General features: G+C 66.7%; 13 protein-coding genes. 5 read left to right on the forward strand and 8 right to left on the reverse strand.

What is annotated here, in order from left to right:
- The 3 genes from AB4Z46_RS34345 to AB4Z46_RS34355 all read right to left on the reverse strand — a co-directional run.
- Positions 1 to 321, reverse strand: a 321-nt coding sequence (locus AB4Z46_RS34345) for a biotin/lipoyl-containing protein (RefSeq protein WP_442288027.1), incomplete at its 3' end; no start/stop codon positions are given.
- Positions 322 to 383: 62 nt separating this feature from the next.
- Positions 384 to 3,266, reverse strand: coding sequence for a 2-oxoglutarate dehydrogenase E1 component (locus AB4Z46_RS34350; RefSeq protein ID WP_442288028.1), 2,883 nt, complete (start codon positions 3,264 to 3,266; stop codon positions 384 to 386).
- 269 nt (positions 3,267 to 3,535) lie between these two features.
- Positions 3,536 to 5,440 (reverse strand): propionate--CoA ligase, encoded by a 1,905-nt coding sequence (locus tag AB4Z46_RS34355; protein WP_442288029.1) that lies wholly within the window; start codon positions 5,438 to 5,440, stop codon positions 3,536 to 3,538.
- Between the two features lie 256 nt (positions 5,441 to 5,696).
- Here AB4Z46_RS34355 and ku point away from each other — a divergent pair, with 256 nt between their 5' ends.
- The 4 genes from ku to AB4Z46_RS34375 all read left to right on the forward strand — a co-directional run bounded on the left by ku (position 5,697) and on the right by AB4Z46_RS34375 (position 8,752).
- Positions 5,697 to 6,608 (forward strand): non-homologous end joining protein Ku, encoded by a 912-nt coding sequence (gene ku, locus AB4Z46_RS34360; RefSeq protein WP_442288030.1) that lies wholly within the window; start codon positions 5,697 to 5,699, stop codon positions 6,606 to 6,608.
- Positions 6,605 to 7,450, forward strand: a complete 846-nt coding sequence (locus AB4Z46_RS34365; protein WP_442288031.1) for a tetratricopeptide repeat protein — start codon at positions 6,605 to 6,607, stop codon at positions 7,448 to 7,450. Before ku ends, AB4Z46_RS34365 begins: the two co-directional genes overlap by 4 nt.
- A gap of 160 nt (positions 7,451 to 7,610) precedes the next feature.
- Positions 7,611 to 8,168, forward strand: coding sequence for a GAF domain-containing protein (locus AB4Z46_RS34370; RefSeq protein WP_442288032.1), 558 nt, complete (start codon positions 7,611 to 7,613; stop codon positions 8,166 to 8,168).
- Between the two features lie 176 nt (positions 8,169 to 8,344).
- Complete coding sequence (locus tag AB4Z46_RS34375; protein WP_442288033.1) at positions 8,345 to 8,752, forward strand: hypothetical protein; 408 nt, start codon at positions 8,345 to 8,347, stop codon at positions 8,750 to 8,752.
- Positions 8,753 to 8,755: 3 nt separating this feature from the next.
- Here the strand turns inward: AB4Z46_RS34375 and AB4Z46_RS34380 are convergent, their stop codons facing one another.
- Together AB4Z46_RS34380 and AB4Z46_RS34385 are read right to left on the reverse strand one after the other, a co-directional pair.
- Positions 8,756 to 9,355 (reverse strand): isochorismatase family protein, encoded by a 600-nt coding sequence (locus AB4Z46_RS34380; protein WP_442288034.1) that lies wholly within the window; start codon positions 9,353 to 9,355, stop codon positions 8,756 to 8,758.
- 117 nt (positions 9,356 to 9,472) lie between these two features.
- Positions 9,473 to 10,534 carry a PQQ-dependent sugar dehydrogenase gene (locus AB4Z46_RS34385; protein WP_442288039.1) on the reverse strand — a complete coding sequence of 354 codons (1,062 nt, stop codon included), beginning with the start codon at positions 10,532 to 10,534 and terminating at the stop codon, positions 9,473 to 9,475.
- A 290-nt stretch (positions 10,535 to 10,824) separates the two neighbouring features.
- Between AB4Z46_RS34385 and AB4Z46_RS34390 the strand changes: the two genes are divergently transcribed.
- The gene (locus AB4Z46_RS34390) at positions 10,825 to 11,385 is read left to right on the forward strand and encodes a C40 family peptidase (RefSeq protein ID WP_442288035.1); all 561 of its coding nucleotides are present in this window, start codon (positions 10,825 to 10,827) and stop codon (positions 11,383 to 11,385) included.
- Positions 11,386 to 11,537: 152 nt separating this feature from the next.
- Here AB4Z46_RS34390 and lpdA read toward each other — a convergent pair whose 3' ends face one another.
- The 3 genes from lpdA to aceF all read right to left on the reverse strand — a co-directional run.
- Entirely contained in the window at positions 11,538 to 13,358 is a 1,821-nt protein-coding gene (lpdA, locus tag AB4Z46_RS34395) for a dihydrolipoyl dehydrogenase (RefSeq protein WP_442288036.1), read from the reverse strand.
- The gene (locus AB4Z46_RS34400) at positions 13,355 to 13,945 is read right to left on the reverse strand and encodes an MFS transporter (RefSeq protein WP_442288037.1); all 591 of its coding nucleotides are present in this window, start codon (positions 13,943 to 13,945) and stop codon (positions 13,355 to 13,357) included. The genes lpdA and AB4Z46_RS34400 overlap by 4 nt, the downstream gene beginning before the upstream one ends.
- 73 nt (positions 13,946 to 14,018) lie before the next feature.
- Positions 14,019 to 15,389, reverse strand: a 1,371-nt coding sequence (aceF, locus tag AB4Z46_RS34405) for a dihydrolipoyllysine-residue acetyltransferase (RefSeq protein ID WP_442288038.1), incomplete at its 5' end; no start/stop codon positions are given.

Consider the following 15,389-nt stretch of genomic DNA (forward strand, 5'->3'; position numbering starts at 1 on the left):
GGCCGCGGCCGCAGCTGCCGCGGGCGCTGCCGCCGGCGCGGCGGCAGGTGCCGCTGCGGGCACGGCAGCGCCGGCCTTGCCTTCGGTATCGATCTTCGCGATCAGCTGCTCGGCGACGACGGTGGCGCCGTCGGCCTGGACGATCTCGGCCAACACGCCGGCGGCGGGCGCCGGCACTTCCAGCACGACCTTGTCGGTCTCGATCTCGATCAGGATTTCATCGATGGCGACGGCGTCGCCGGCCTTCTTCTTCCACTGCAGCATGGTGGCTTCGGCCACGGACTCGGACAACTGGGGAACCTTGACTTCTACGATGGACATTTCTATGTGCTCGCTTCGTGTTTCTTTGGAATGGGGTCAGAGCGCCCTCGGCGCTCCTTTTCTTACTTGGTCAGCACGAAGCCTTTGAGCTTGCCGAACGCGCCGTCGACCAGCGCCTTCTGCTGTTCCTGGTGCAGGTGCGAGTAGCCGACCGCGGGCGATGCCGAGGCGGCACGGCCGGAGTAGCCGAGCTTCTGGCCGTCCTGCATGTTCTCGTGGATGTAGTGCTGCACGAAGAACCAGGCGCCCTGGTTCTGCGGCTCGTCCTGCGACCACACCACGTCCACGAGATTGGGGTACTTCTTCAGCTCGGCGCCGAAGGCCTTGTGCGGGAAAGGATAGAGCTGCTCGACGCGGATGATCGCCACGTCGTCGATGTCCTTTTCCTCGCGCTTCTTGGCCAGGTCGTAATAGACCTTGCCCGAGCAGGCGATGACGCGCTTGACCTTCTCGGCCTTCAGGTCCTTGCTGTCGGGGATGACGGTCTGGAAACTGCCCTTGGTGAACTCGGACAGCGGCGAGGTCGCATCCTTGTTCCGCAGCAGCGACTTCGGCGTCATGATGATCAGCGGCTTGCGCAGGTTGCGCACCATCTGTCGGCGCAGCACGTGGAAGATCTGGCTCGCCGTCGTCGGCTGCACCACCTGCATGTTGGTGTCGGCCGCAAGCTGCATGAAGCGCTCGAGGCGTGCCGAGCTGTGCTCCGGGCCCTGGCCTTCATAGCCGTGCGGCAGCATCAGCGTGATGCCGTTGACGCGGCCCCACTTGACCTCGCCGGAGGCGATGAACTGGTCGATCACGACCTGCGCGCCGTTCACGAAGTCGCCGAACTGCGCCTCCCAGATCACCAGCGTGTTCGGGTCGTTCGAGGCGTAGCCGTATTCGAACGCGAGCACCGCTTCTTCGGACAGGATCGAGTCGATGACGACGAACGGCGCCTGGTTGTCGGCCACGTTCTGCAACGGCACATAGGTGCCTTCGTCGAACTTCTCGCGGTTCTGGTCGTGCAGCACGGCGTGGCGGTGCGTGAAGGTGCCGCGACCGCTGTCCTCGCCCGACAGGCGGACCGGATAGCCGCTGGCCACCAGCGAGGCGAAAGCCATGTGCTCGCCCATGCCCCAGTCGATGTTGACGTCGCCGCGACCCATCGCTGCGCGATCGTCCAGCACCTTCTTGACCAGCGGATGCACCGTGAAGCCTTCAGGCGCCTTGGTGATGCGCTCGGCCAGCCGCTTCCATTCGGCGGTCGGGATCGCGGTGTCGCCGGCGTCGGTCCACTTCTTGTTGAGGAAGGGGCTCCAGTCGACCGCGTACTTGCTCTTGAAGTTGGTCAGCACCGGGTCGGAGGTGTTCTTGCCGGCGTCGAAGGCCGCGCGCTGGGCCTTGACCAGATCGTCGCCGAGCGTGGCGCCCAGGCCTTGGGCCGCCAGCTTGTCGGCGTAGAGCTTGCGCGTGCCGGGATGCTGCGCGATCTTCTTGTACATCAGCGGCTGCGTGAGCGCCGGCGTGTCCTGCTCGTTGTGGCCCAGCTTGCGGAAGCAGACGATGTCGACCACCACGTCCTTCTGGAATTCCATGCGGAATTCGAGGGCGAGTTGCGTCGCCAGCACCACGGCTTCGGGGTCGTCGCCGTTCACGTGCAGCACCGGCGCCTCGATCATCTTGACGATGTCGGTGCAGTACAGCGTCGAGCGGCTGTCGCGCGGGTCGCTGGTGGTGAAGCCGATCTGGTTGTTGATCACGATGTGCACCGTGCCGCCGGTGGAGTAGCCGCGCGTTTCGGCCAGCGCCAGCGTTTCCATCACGACGCCCTGGCCGGCGAAGGCCGCGTCGCCGTGCACGATCACGGGCAGCACCTGCTTGCCGAGCGGGTCGGCGCGGCGGTCCATGCGGGCGCGCACCGAGCCTTCGACCACCGGGTTCACGATCTCGAGGTGCGAGGGGTTGAAGGCCAGGCTCAGGTGCACCGGGCCGCCGGTCGTCGTCACGTCGGAGCTGAAGCCCTGGTGGTACTTGACGTCGCCGCTGGGCAGGTCTTCGGGAGCCGTATGGTCGAACTCCGCGAACAGGTCGGCCGGCAGCTTGCCGAGCGAGTTGACCAGCACGTTGAGGCGGCCGCGGTGCGCCATGCCGATGACGATTTCCTGCACGCCCTTGATGCCGGCCTGGTTGATCAGCTCGTCCATCGAGACGATGAAGCTCTCGCCGCCTTCGAGCGAGAAGCGCTTCTGGCCGACGTACTTGGTATGCAGGAAGCGCTCGAGGCCTTCGGCGGCGGTCAGCCGCTCGAGCACGCGCTTCTTCTGGTCGGCCGTGAGCTGCGGATTGGTGCGCGCGCTTTCCAGCTTCTGCTGCCACCAGCGCTTCTGGCCCTGGTCGGTCATGTACATGTACTCGACGCCGATGGTGCCGCAGTAGGTCTCGCGCAGCGCGTTGAGCAGGTCGCGCAGCGACATCGTCTCCTTGCCGAAGAAGGTGTTGCTGGTGTTGAACACGGTCTCGAGGTCGGCGTCGGCGAAGCCGTAGAACGAGGGCTCGAGCTCCGGGATCGCCGGGCGCTCGGCGCGCTTGAGCGGGTCGAGGTCGGCCCAGCGGGCGCCGACGTTGCGGTAGGCGGCGATCAGTTGCTGGACCGCGGTGCGCTTGCGGCCGAGCTCGGAGTCGGCGCCGCTGGCCACCACCACCTTGGTGGTGCCCTGCTTGGCGCGCTCGGCGAAGGCGTTGACCACCGGCAGGTGGGGCACGTCCTTGGCGTTGCTGCCGTCGGTGGCGGGCACGTTCTGGAGCGCGTCGAAGTACGCACGCCAGTTGTCGGGCACGCTGCCGGGATTGGAGAGGTAGTTTTCGTACATCTCTTCGACATAGGGCGCATTGCCGCCGAAGAGATAGGTGTTGCCTTGGTAGGCGCTGTAGACGGACGAAGCCGTCGACGAGGAATCGCTCATATTCCGCTGACCTTCGCTTCCCTGAAGGAAGCACTAGCTGGTTTAAGAAACCTTCCGCGACACGGCTGAACCGATTGGCGGATGCGACTGTGGCTGGGGAAGGGCCTGAGTACTGCCGCATTGTGCCACTGATGTGGATACCCCCCAGGTTGGCTCACTTCGTGTAGCCGCCCACCCCCCTGCTGGGGCAACACCAGCGGCCCGGCAGAGCCGGTTCCGCGGTGTTTCACCAAGGGGCCGGGCTTCGCCGGCCGGGAGAGGGCAAAGCCCTACAGCATTTGCTTGATCTGCTGGAGCGTGGACGGGTCGTCGATGGTGGTCAGGTCGCCGGGGTCGCGCTGTTCGCAGACGGCCTGGATCGCCCGGCGCAGCAGCTTGCCGCTGCGGGTCTTGGGCAAGGCGCTCACGAAGCGTACCCGCGCGGGGCGAGCCAGCGCGCCGAGCTGGTCGGCCACCTGCTTCATGATTTCTCCTTCGAGCTGGAGGGCCGCCTGGGCGTCGGAGAGCGCCGCGCCGTCCCTGGGCACCACGAAAGCCATCGCGACCTGGCCCTTGAGGGCATCGGCGACGCCGACCACCGCAACCTCGGCCACCTTCGCGTGGCCCGAGACACTTTCCTCGATCTCGCGCGTGCCCAGCCGGTGGCCGGCGACGTTGATCACGTCGTCGGTGCGCCCGAGGATGTAGAAATAGCCGTCCTCGTCGCGGATGCCCCAGTCGAAGGTGGAATACACCAGCTTGCCCGGCACGCTCTTCCAGTAGGTGTCGACGAAGCGCTCGTCGCCCTTCCAGATCGTCTGCATGAAGCCCGGCGGGGTCGGACCCTCGATCGCCACCACGCCCTTCTGGTTGGCGCCGGTGAGCTCTTCGCCGGTCGATTCGTGCAGGATCTTCACCTTGTAGCCGTACATCGGGATGCCGGGGCTGCCGAACTTGCTCGGCGTGCGCTCGACGCCGTTGGCGACGGTGAGGATCGGCCAGCCCGACTCGGTCTGCCAGTAGTTGTCGATGATCGGCACGCCCAGCCCCTCGCTGATCCAGCGCGCGGTCGGCTCGTCGAGCGGCTCGCCGGCCAGGAACAGCGCGCGCAGGCTGGACAGGTCGTATTTCTTCAGCAGCGCCGGATCCTGCTTCTTGAGGACGCGCACCGCGGTCGGGGCACTGAACATCACGGTCACCTTGTACTTCTCGACCAGGCGCCACCAGATGCCGCCGTCGGGCTTCTGATCGATGCCCTGCGTCGGCAGGCCTTCGTACATGAGGGTCGCCATGCCCGCGATCAGCGGGCCGTAGACGATGTAGCTGTGGCCGACCACCCAGCCGATGTCGCTGGTCGAGAAATAGGTCTCGCCGGCGCGGCCGTCGAAGATGTGCTTCATGCTGGCGGCCAGCGCCACCGCATAGCCGCCGGTGTCGCGCTGCACGCCCTTGGGCTTGCCCGTGGTGCCGCTGGTGTAGATGGTGTAGCTGATCTCGGTCGACTCCAGCCAGGTGCACGGCACCTGGGCATCGCGGTGCTTCTCCATCAGCTCGCTCGCGAGGTGGTCGCGACCTTCGGTCAGGACCATGGGCGCCAGGCCGCGGTCGACCAGCAGCACCGCCTCGGGCTTGTGGGCAGACAGCCGGATCGCCTCGTCGAGCAGCGGCTTGTATGCCAGCACCTTGCCGCCGCGCGAGCCGGCGTCGGCGCTGACGATCACCCTGGGCGTCGCATCCTCGATGCGGGAGGCCAGGGAACCGCTGGCGAAGCCGCCGAAGACCACGCAGTGGACCGCGCCGATGCGGGCGCAGGCCAGCATCGCGAAGGCGGCCTCGGGGATCATGGGCATGTAGATCAGCACCCGGTCGCCCTTCCCCACGCCGAGTTCGAGCAGGCTGGCGGCGGTCCGCTGCACCTCGGCATGGAGTTCCTTGAAGCTGTAGCTTTTCTCGACACCGGTTTCGGTCGAGACGAAGATCAGCGCCGGCTGGTCGCCCCGGGCCGCCAGGTGGCGGTCGACCGCGTTGTGGCAGAGGTTGGTGGTGCCGCCGACGAACCAGTGTGCAAACGGCGGCCGGCTGGCATCGAAGATCTGCTGCGGCGGCGTGTGCCAGTCGATCAGCCCTGATTGCTCGGCCCAGAAGGCCTCCGGTGCTTCGATGGATTGGCGATAGAACTCTGCGTAACGGGTCATGCGGCTTGTCTCCATTGATGATTCCCGGCACCGAAGGCCGAAACTGAATTCATAATTATGGAGACAGCTTGCGGGAGGCTGACATCGGCTTCCCGGGAGTCCGCGGCACCGTTGACGCCGGTCAAACAAGCGCAATGCGCCCACGGCGAGCCCCGCGCTCGCACCACGCCCCTCCCCGCCCCTCTGTTCCAAGCCCCCGGAAAGTGGCATCCTGAGCCCCCCGCGGGTGCCCGTCACCCCGCACCTGGAGGTAGGCATGGCAGCTCGGTCGATCGCATCCTTGTCCCTGGGTTTCGGCTTGGTCTCCATACCGGTCAAGCTCTATTCCGCCACCGAAAGCAGTGGAACGGTCAGGTTCAACCTGCTGGCCAAGGACGGCTCGCGCGTGAAGCAGCAGTACGTGTCCGAGAAGGACCCGAGGGTCGTCGTGCCGCGCTCCGAGATGATCAAGGGCTACGAGTTCGAGAAAGACCGCTACGTGCTCTTCACCGCCGAAGAGCTCAAGGCGGTGGAAGAAAGCGCGAGCCACGCGATCGACATCGTGAGCTTCATCCCCGAGAAGGCGGTCGACCCGCTCTACTACGACAAGGCCTACTTCCTCACCCCCGACAAGCGCGGCGCGAAATCCTATTCGCTGCTGCGTGCGGCGATGCGCAAGAGCGGCCGCTGCGCGCTCGCGAAATGGGCCTGGAAGGGCAAGCAGTACGTGGTCCAGGTGCGGGCGGCGGAGGATGGTCTGGTGCTGCAGCAGCTGCTCTATGCCGACGAGGTGCGCTCGCTCAAGGAGCTCGAGATCGAGGAGGTCAAGCCGTCGGAAGCGGAAGTGAAGCTGGCCCTCCAGCTCATCGACCAGATCGCCCAGGACAGCTACGACCCGACGCAGTACGTCGACGAGGAAAAGCAGCGCATCCTGGCCGCCATCGACGCCAAGATCGCCGGCAAGCAGGTGGTCGCGGCAGAAGAACGCGAGCCGGACTCGGGCGGCCAGATCATCGATCTCACCGAGATGCTGCGTGCCAGCCTGGCTCGCGGCGGCAGCCGGCGACCGGCGCCCGCGCCGGCGGAAGCCGCCACGCCGCTGGCCTCGAAGGAACGCAAGGGCGTGAAGCGGGCCAGCGCGCCGACGACCGAGGTCGCGACCCCGGCGCGTGCGCGATCAAGGAAGTGAGCGCGCCGCCGCCGGAGACGCCGCCGCACACGCTGCGCGGCATCCAGGAAATGCTGGGCCTGTCGCGCAGCGCGGTGTCGCGGCTGATCGCCAACGGCTTCGTCAACCCGTCGCGGGGGCCTAGGAACGAGTATCGCTTTTCGTTTCGCGACGTCGTGCTGCTGCGCACCGCCCACAAGCTGCAGTTGGCCGACATCCCGACGCGCAGGATCGTGCGGGCTCTGCAGCGGCTGAAAGCCACGCTGCCGGCCGAGCTGCCCCTGAGCGGATTGCGGATCACGGCCGTCGGCAGCACGGTCGCGGTGCACGAACGCGGCAGCCGCTGGGAAGCGGAATCGGGCCAGTTGCTGATGGATTTCGAGGTCGCGCCGACAGCCGGCTCGGTCGCCTTCGTGGAGCGCGGGCCGGCCGAAGACCCGGCGCTCGTGCTGACATCGGCCGACGCCCTGTTCGCGCAAGCCGAAGCGCTCGAGGCCAGCGATCAGGCTGCGGCCGAGCGCACCTACCGCAAGCTGCTCGACGCCTCGCCGGACCATGCCGACGGCTATCTGAACCTCGGCGCGATGCTGTGCGAATCCGGCCGCGATGACGAGGCCGTGGCGCTCTACGACGCCGCCCTGGCGCGTTGCCCCGATGTGGCCCTGCTGCATTTCAATCGCGCGGTGGCGTTGGAGGACCTCGGCCGCTATCAAGAGGCACTTCTGAGCTACGACCGCTGCCTGGTCTTGGAGCCCGGCATCGGTGACGCGCACTTCAATGCCGCCAGGTTGCACGACCATCTGGGAGACAAGCAACGGGCCATCCGACATTTCAGCGCCTATCGCCGCCTTCAAGACAAATGAACGCACCTGGCTTTTTGGCGAGGGGGCCGCTTGCAGTTAGAACTATCGACCGCCTGCCGATGCGGAAAAACGACCGAGGCCCGACTTTGTGCGCACAGGACCGATCCACGCTCGGGAATCCGGCCCCTAAATGCGAGTCTGCCGGCAAAATTGCTTATCTATGAAAACGATTCTCGAGACCGGGCCCGAAGCGGCGGATGATTGTGCGACGCACATCGCCACCGTGACGGCGAATGCCGGCGTGCGCGACAACGGCCTGATCGAAGGCGCGATTGCCAGCCTGCTGCGCGTGGTGCGCGAGCAACTCAATCTCGAGGTCGTCTTCGTCGGCGAGTTCGTCGCCGGCAATCGCGTGTTCCGCCACATCTCCTCGAAAGCCGATGATGCGGTCATCAAGCCGGGCGAGTTCCACCCTCTGGACGAAACCATCTGCCAACGCATCGTCGACGGCCGGATGCCGTCGATCGTGCACGACGTCGCCAGCGTGCGATCGGACTACGGTCTGGCCAGCTACTACGAAGCGCTCGGCGGCCACGTCGGCGTTCCGGTGCGCCTCTCGGATGGCACGCTGTACGGCATGCTGTGCGGGTTCAGCTTCGAGCCCTGCCCCCATCTGGACCCGCGCGACGTGAGGCGGCTCGAGATGGCCGCGAATGCCACGGCGCGCCTGATCGCACAGGCCGAAGGTCGCGACGTGGACCTGCAGGTCCCCCACTGACCGGCCACAGGCAGTTGGCGACGTCAAACGCCGTATCACCTTCGACGCTCCGACCCGACCAATGGCGGATACACATCCGCGCCCGTCGGGCCCAGACTGACGCCACGGCGTTTGGCAACGGAACCCATGAACTCTGACCTCCACACCCTCGGCGCAACGGCGGCGGCACGGCACGGATGACGCCGCCTGTGGCCGCCATCGTCTGCGTGCGCCGCAAGTCGGCGCTGCTCGCCGCGATGACGCTGCTGCTGGCCGCGCTCGGATGGCAGGGCCACGCCGCGGGCTATCCGATGGGCATGTCGCTGCTGGCCGCTTCCACGGTGCAGGCCGTGATCTGCTGCGCCGTGTTCCGCAGCCGGCTGCTGAATGCGATGACCGCAGCCAATTTCCTGCTCTTCCTGTTCCACACGATCGTCATCAGCCGCTTCCTGGGGCAAGACGGCGCGCCGATCGTCTTCCATTTCGCAGACTTCGGCTGCGCCGTCCTCGGCGCCGCCTCGCTCGTGTTCACGCCGATCGAGACCATGGCCCTGGTCGTGCGCGAGGCCTATCTCCGGCGTCCGCGGCGCCGAACTCCGCCCTGATCGCTAGCGGATCAAGGCCTGCAGATCCCTGAAGCGGGGATGCTCGGCCGTCCGCAGCCACTCGAATCCGACCATCTCCGTGGTCACGAGCTCGGCGCCCGCACCGGCCAGGCGGTCGAAGGCCGCGTCGCGGTTGCGCTCGGTGCGCGAACTGCAGGCGTCGGTCACCACCCAGACTTCGAATTCGTCCTCCAGCAGGTCGAGTGCGGTCTGCAGCAGGCACACATGGGCCTCGCAGCCAGCGATCACGATCGTGTTGCGCTCCTCGGCCGCGGCCGGCTTCTGCAGGTGCTTGGGCAGGCTGCGCGCGTTGCCCTGCGGGGCCTTCGCAGGCGCCCGCAGCCACTCGCCGAGGCCCTCCTCGGCGCCGCTGAAATGCATCTTGGCCAGCGTGCGCTGGCACAGGGCGCGGATGTCGGGCAGGTTCTCGCCGAGCTTCGACGGGTTCTGCTCGGTGCCCCAGACCGGGACCTCCACCAACCGGGCGATCTCGCCGAGACGGACCGCGTTCCTGGCGACGGCCTCGGCCTCGAAGATGGCGGGCATCAGACGCGCCTGGTAGTCGACCAGAACCAGTTGGGATTGCGATGCATCGAGCAGCATGGGGAAACTCTTTCGGGGAAATACGTTGGAAGCCCCTAGACCGTACCACCGAACAGACTGTCGGCCGTCGCCGAACCTGTCGGGCTGGCACCGGGCCGCCAGCGCGACGAAGGGCCCTCAGTCCGGCAACAGCCGGATCAGCTTGCCGTTGGATTCGTCGGTCAGCACATAGAGCAGGCCGTCGGGTCCCTGCCTGACGTCGCGGATGCGCGCCCGGCCGCCTTCGAGCAGCTTGTGCTCGGCCGTGACCTTGCCGTCCTTGAGTTCGATCCGGTCGAGGTAGCCGAACTTCAGCGATCCGATGAAGAGGTTTCCCTTCCAGCCGGCACCGTAGCGATCGCTGGTCAGGAAGACCATGCCCGAGGGCGCGATCGACGGCACCCAGTAGTGCAGCGGCTGCTCCATGCCCTCCTTCTGCGTGATGCCGTCGCCGATCCTGCCGCCGCCATAGTTCTCGCCGTAGGTGATCACCGGCCATCCGTAGTTGCGGCCGGCCTGCGGGATGTTGATCTCGTCGCCGCCTTGCGGCCCGTGCTCGTGCATCCACAGCGTTCCGTCGGGCGCCAGCGCGGCACCCTGGCCGTTGCGGTGGCCGTAGCTCCAGATCTCCGGCAGCGCGTCCGCCCGGCCGACAAAGGGATTGTCGGCAGGCACGGAACCGTCCTTGCCGATGCGCACGATCTTGCCCAGGTGGTTGTCGAGCTTCTGGGCGTCCTCCTTGCGGCTGAAGCGATCGCCCAGCGTGAGGAACAGCGTGCCGTCCTTGGCCTCGACGATGCGGCAACCGAAGTGGTTCCGGCTCGCCACCTTGGGTTTCTGGCTGAAGATGACGCGGACATCCTCGAGCCGGTTGCCATCGGCGGACAGCCGGCCCCGCGCCAGCGCCGTACCGTTGGCCGCACCGCCCGCGTCGGGCTCGGAAAAGCAGAAGTACAGCGTGCGGTTCCGGGCAAAGGCCGAATCGACCTGCACATCCAGCAGCCCGCCCTGCCCGCCCGCCGCGATCGGCGGCAAGCCGGACACCGGCGCACCCGGCTTGCCGTCGGCACCGATGACCCGAAGGCGCCCGGGCCTCTCGGTCACCAGGAAGCGCCCGTCAGGAAGAAAAGCCAGGCCCCAGGGGTTCTCGAGGCCCGACGCGACGACCTCCGGCCGCGGCGCGGCGTGCGCGACGCCCATCGCCGCAACGGCCCCGATCAGGAGACGGGACGACCACCTGCAGACGATCCGGTGCAGCAGCGCTTTCATGCTTTCCTTCGAAACGGCGAATTCTGGACCGGCGCCATTTCAACCCGAATTGCAAATCTTTTGCATTACATCGAACCAAACACTTATCACCCATAACGGTGACTTTTACATTTGGGGATGTGAGAAATCGAAAAAACTCTTTTCCCGACAATCGTTTACATGCAAAATCCCGAATCCGCATGAAATTGACACCCCTGAGTGTCGTCCATATCCTACGCGCCATGCGACTATTACTCCTCTCCGCCAGTCTGCTGCTCGCCTTTGCCGCTCACGCAGCGCCGCAGCTGGACCGGACCGACGACCACCACGCCGAGGCGCTGGCCGTCGACAAAGGCCTGTTGGGCCAGTTCCAGCAGGTTCGCCAGACTGTTGCCGCCCGCACCTCCGATCTTGTGGTCACGGCCATCGGCTTCCTGGGCGTTCCCTACCGCCGCGGGGGCAACACCGTCGAGACCGGCTTCGACTGCAGCGGCTTCGTCCGCGCGATGTACAACCAGACCGTGGGCCACCTGCTGCCGCGCCGCGCCGAAGAGCAGGCTGCCGCCACCCAGAAGATCGACCGCAGCGAACTCAAGCCCGGCGATCTGGTGTTCTTCAACACCATGCGCCGCGCCTTCAGCCATGTCGGCATCTATGTCGGCGAAGGCAAGTTCATCCATTCGCCGAAGCCGGGCGCGCAGGTCCGCGTCGAGGACATGAGCGGCAGCTACTGGCAGCGCCGCTTCAGCGGCGCGCGCCGGGTCGCGGCAGCGCAGGACGAGGGCAGGACCTCGGGCGAATAGCCCCCACGAGCCGCACGAAAAAAATCCCGCGCCAGGCGGGATTTTTCTTGGGTCGGCCCTTCCAGAAATACCGCGGATCCGGCTTTGCCGGTCCGCCGGTATTGCCCCCTGGAAGGGGGTGGGCGGCTACACGAAGTGAGCCAACCCGGGGGTCATCGTTTGACCGGCGGCAGGTCCGTGCAGTGGCCGTGCACCGCCTCCGCCGCCAAGCCGATGCTTTCGCCCAGCGTCGGATGCGGATGGATGGTCTTGCCGATGTCGTAGGCGTCGGCCCCCATCTCGATCGCCAACGCGATCTCGCCGATCATGTCGCCGGCATGCGTGCCGACGATGCCGCCGCCCACGATACGGTGTGTTTCGGCATCGAACAGCAGCTTGGTGAAGCCCTCGTCGCGGCCATTGGCGATCGCCCGGCCCGAAGCCGTCCATGGGAACAGGCCCTTCTCGATCTTCACGCCCTCGGCCTTGGCCTGGTCCTCCGTGAGGCCGACCCAGGCGACTTCGGGGTCGGTGTAGGCCACGCTGGGGATCACGCGGGCATTGAAGGCCGAGCTGGACAATTCCTTGTCGCCCTTCTGCTCGCCGGCGATCACCTCGGCCGCCACGTGCGCCTCGTGCACCGCCTTGTGCTCCAGCATCGGCTGGCCGACGATGTCGCCGACCGCGAAGATGTGGGGCACGTTGGTGCGCATCTGGATGTCGACCGGGATGAAGCCGCGGTCGCTGACGTTGACGCCGGCCTTCTCGGCACCGATCTTCTTGCCGTTGGGGCTGCGGCCGACGGCCTGCAGCACCAGGTCGTAGAGTTGCGGTTCCTTCGGTGCCTGCTCGCCTTCGAAGGTGACGCGGATGCCGTCCTTGGTGGCCTCGGCCCCCACCGTCTTGGTCTTGAGCATGATGTTGTCGAAGCGCGGCGCGTTGAGCTTCTGCCAGACCTTGACGAGGTCGCGGTCGGCGCCCTGCATCAGGCCGTCGAGCATCTCGACCACGTCGAGCCGTGCGCCCAGCGTCGAGTAGACCGAACCCATCTCGAGCCCGATGATGCCGCCGCCGAGGATCAGCATGCGCTTGGGATCGATGCCGAGTTCGAGCGCACCGGTGGAGTCGACCACCCGCGGATCCTTCGGCATGAACGGCAGGTGCACGGCCTGCGAGCCCGCAGCGATGACGCAATGGCGGAACTTGACCGTCTGCGACTTGTCGGTGGTCTGGCGGCCGTCGCCCGTGACCTCCTGCACCTTCACGTGGTAGGCGTCGATGAACTCGCCGACGCCGCGCACCGTGGTCACCTTGCGCATCTTGGCCATCGCGGCCAGGCCGCCGGTGAGCTTGGCGACCACCTTGTTCTTGCGGCCGAGCAGCTTGCTGCGGTCGATGGTCGGCGCGCCATAGCTGACGCCGAGATCGGCGAAGTGCTTGACCTCGTCGATCACCGCGGCCACGTGCAGCAGCGCCTTCGACGGGATGCAGCCGACGTTCAGGCAGACGCCGCCCAGCGTCGCGTAGCGCTCGACCAGGATCACCTTGAGGCCGAGATCCGCGGCGCGGAAGGCGGCCGAATAGCCGCCGGGGCCGGCACCGAGCACCAGCAGGTCGCAGTCGAAATCGACCGCGCCGGTGTAGCTCGATGCGGCGGCCGGTGCCGGCGTCGCCGGCGCGGCGGCCTGCTTCGGTGCCGATGCCGGCGCGGCAGCGGGCGCCGCCGGTGCGGGTGCCGGCGCAGCGGCGGCGCCCTCGACCGCGTCCAGCGTCAGCACCACCGAGCCCTCCTTGACCTTGTCGCCGACCTTCACGGCCACCGACTTGACCACCCCCGCATGGGAGGACGGTATTTCCATCGAGGCCTTGTCCGACTCCACGGTGATCAGCGACTGCTCGGCCTTCACCGTGTCGCCGGCCTTGACCAGCACCTCGATCACCGCAACTTCATCGAAATCGCCGATGTCGGGCACCTTGACTTGTAGTTCGCTCATTTGGACACCTTGAGTTTGAGTGTGAGAACGTCGACCGGTTCGGCCGAATTGCGATCGAATTCGCAGGCCGCGGCCACGCCGGCCTCGGCCACATCGCGCGCCGAGCGCGCCTTGTCGTAGACCGCGTGCATGGCGCCGAGCGCAAAGCTGCGTCCCGAGCCGATGCTCCAGAACTGCTTGAACTCGAACACCTCGCGGTAGCTGTAGATGCCGAAGATGCCGCTCGCGTTGGCCAGCAGCATCGTGAACTGGCTCGACTCGTAGGGCTCGTGCTCGTCTTCCTTGGTCTGCAGGAAGAAGGAATCCTTCAGCACCGGATGCAGCAACCTGAAGGTGTGAAAGATCTCGTCCTTGCTGCCGAAGCGCAGCGCCTCCGTGGGCTGCGCCGCCAAGGCGTGCTGCAGCACCAGAAAATGCGCCGCCGCGCCGGCCACCGCAAAGATGCTCTGGCCGGCGGCGTCGTTGACCATGAACAGCTTGCGATTGGCCTCGGCGCGATGCGACAGGCGTGTATCGCCGAAGGTCACGAGCGAATCTGCCGCCATCACGACCTGGCCGCCTTTGCGGACGGCCACCACCGTGGTCATAGAAGCCCGCGCCGGGCCGCCCCAAGCGAGCGGCCCCCTTGAGGGGGGAGCGCCGCAGGCGCCTCGGGGGTGTTCATAGAAGAACGCGGCGGAAGTCGGCGAGCACCTGGCCCAGGTAGGCGTTGAACCGCGCCGCCGAGGCACCATCGATCACGCGGTGGTCGTAGGACAGCGACAGCGGCAGCGTCAGGCGCGGCACGAACTGCTTGCCGTCCCACACCGGCTTCATCGCACCCTTCGACAGCCCCAGGATCGCGACTTCGGGCGCATTGATGATCGGCGTGAAATGCGTCCCGCCGATACCGCCGAGCGAGCTGATCGAGATGCAGCCGCCCTGCATGTCGGCCGAGCCGAGCTTGCCGTCGCGCGCCTTCTTGGCGAGCTCGCCCATTTCCTGGCTGATCTGCAGCACGCCCTTCTTGTCGGCATCTTTCAGCACCGGCACCACCAGGCCGTTCGGCGTGTCCGCCGCGAAGCCGATGTTGTAGTACTGCTTGTAGACCAGCTGGTCGCCGTCCAGGCTGGTGTTGAAATCCGGGAACTTCTTCAGCGCCGAGACCATCGCCTTGATCACGAAGGCCAGCATCGTCACCTTGACGCCCGACTTCTCGTTCTCCTTGTTGGTCGCGACACGGAAGGCCTCGAGTTCGGTGATGTCGGCCTCGTCGTTGTTCGTGACGTGCGGGATCATCACCCAGTTGCGGTGCAGGTTGGCGCCGCTGATCTTCTTGATGCGCGACAGGTCCTTGCGCTCCACGGTGCCGAACTTGGTGAAGTCGACCTTCGGCCACGGCAACAGGCCGAGCGCTTCGCCTCCGCCCGCCGGCGCCGCCTTGGCGCCCGAGGCCTTGGTACTGACCGCACCGCTCATCACCGCCCGCGTGAAGCTCTGGACGTCTTCCTGGGTGATGCGCCCCTTGGGGCCGCTGCCCTTGACTTCCTCGAGCGGCACGCCGAGTTCGCGCGCGAACTTGCGCACCGAGGGCGAAGCGTGCGGCATCTTGCCGCTGGGGGCGACGGTCGGATCATGGGCAGGGGCTGCCGCAGCCGGCGCGGACGGCGCCGAGGCACTTGCCGATGCCGGCGCCGAGGCGGCTTGTGCCGGGGCCGCCGGTGCCGAGGCCGCAGCGGGGGGCGCCGCAGCCGCACCGACGCTGCCTTCGATCACCGCAATCAGGTCGCCGATGTTGACCGTGTCGCCAACCTTGACCTTGAGTTCCTTGAGCACACCGGCCGCGGAGGAAGGGATCTCCATCGACGCCTTGTCCGACTCGACCGTGATCAGCGACTGCTCGGCCTTGATCGTGTCGCCGGGCTTCACCAGCACCTCGATCACCGCGACGTCCTTGAAGTCGCCGATGTCCGGCACCTTGATGTCGATCGGCCCGGCCGCGGCCGCCGCCGATGCCGGGGCAGGCGCCGCTGCCGCTGCGGGGGCAGCGGC

The sequence above is a fragment of the Variovorax sp. M-6 genome (genome assembly GCF_052114385.1).
In the GTDB taxonomy this organism is placed as follows: domain Bacteria; phylum Pseudomonadota; class Gammaproteobacteria; order Burkholderiales; family Burkholderiaceae_C; genus Variovorax.

Excerpts from the sequence above, each read along its gene's own strand:
- AB4Z46_RS34350 (WP_442288028.1), bottom strand. The coding sequence starts at position 3,266 with ATGAGCGATTCCTCGTCGACGGCTTCGTCCGTCTACAGCGCCTACCAA.
- AB4Z46_RS34355 (WP_442288029.1), bottom strand. The coding sequence starts at position 5,440 with ATGACCCGTTACGCAGAGTTCTATCGCCAATCCATCGAAGCACCGGAG.
- ku (WP_442288030.1), top strand. The coding sequence starts at position 5,697 with ATGGCAGCTCGGTCGATCGCATCCTTGTCCCTGGGTTTCGGCTTGGTC.
- AB4Z46_RS34370 (WP_442288032.1), top strand. The coding sequence starts at position 7,611 with ATGAAAACGATTCTCGAGACCGGGCCCGAAGCGGCGGATGATTGTGCG.
- AB4Z46_RS34375 (WP_442288033.1), top strand. The coding sequence starts at position 8,345 with ATGACGCCGCCTGTGGCCGCCATCGTCTGCGTGCGCCGCAAGTCGGCG.
- AB4Z46_RS34380 (WP_442288034.1), bottom strand. The coding sequence starts at position 9,355 with ATGCTGCTCGATGCATCGCAATCCCAACTGGTTCTGGTCGACTACCAG.
- AB4Z46_RS34385 (WP_442288039.1), bottom strand. The coding sequence starts at position 10,534 with ATGGGCGTCGCGCACGCCGCGCCGCGGCCGGAGGTCGTCGCGTCGGGC.
- AB4Z46_RS34390 (WP_442288035.1), top strand. The coding sequence starts at position 10,825 with ATGCGACTATTACTCCTCTCCGCCAGTCTGCTGCTCGCCTTTGCCGCT.
- lpdA (WP_442288036.1), bottom strand. The coding sequence starts at position 13,358 with ATGAGCGAACTACAAGTCAAGGTGCCCGACATCGGCGATTTCGATGAA.
- AB4Z46_RS34400 (WP_442288037.1), bottom strand. The coding sequence starts at position 13,945 with ATGACCACGGTGGTGGCCGTCCGCAAAGGCGGCCAGGTCGTGATGGCG.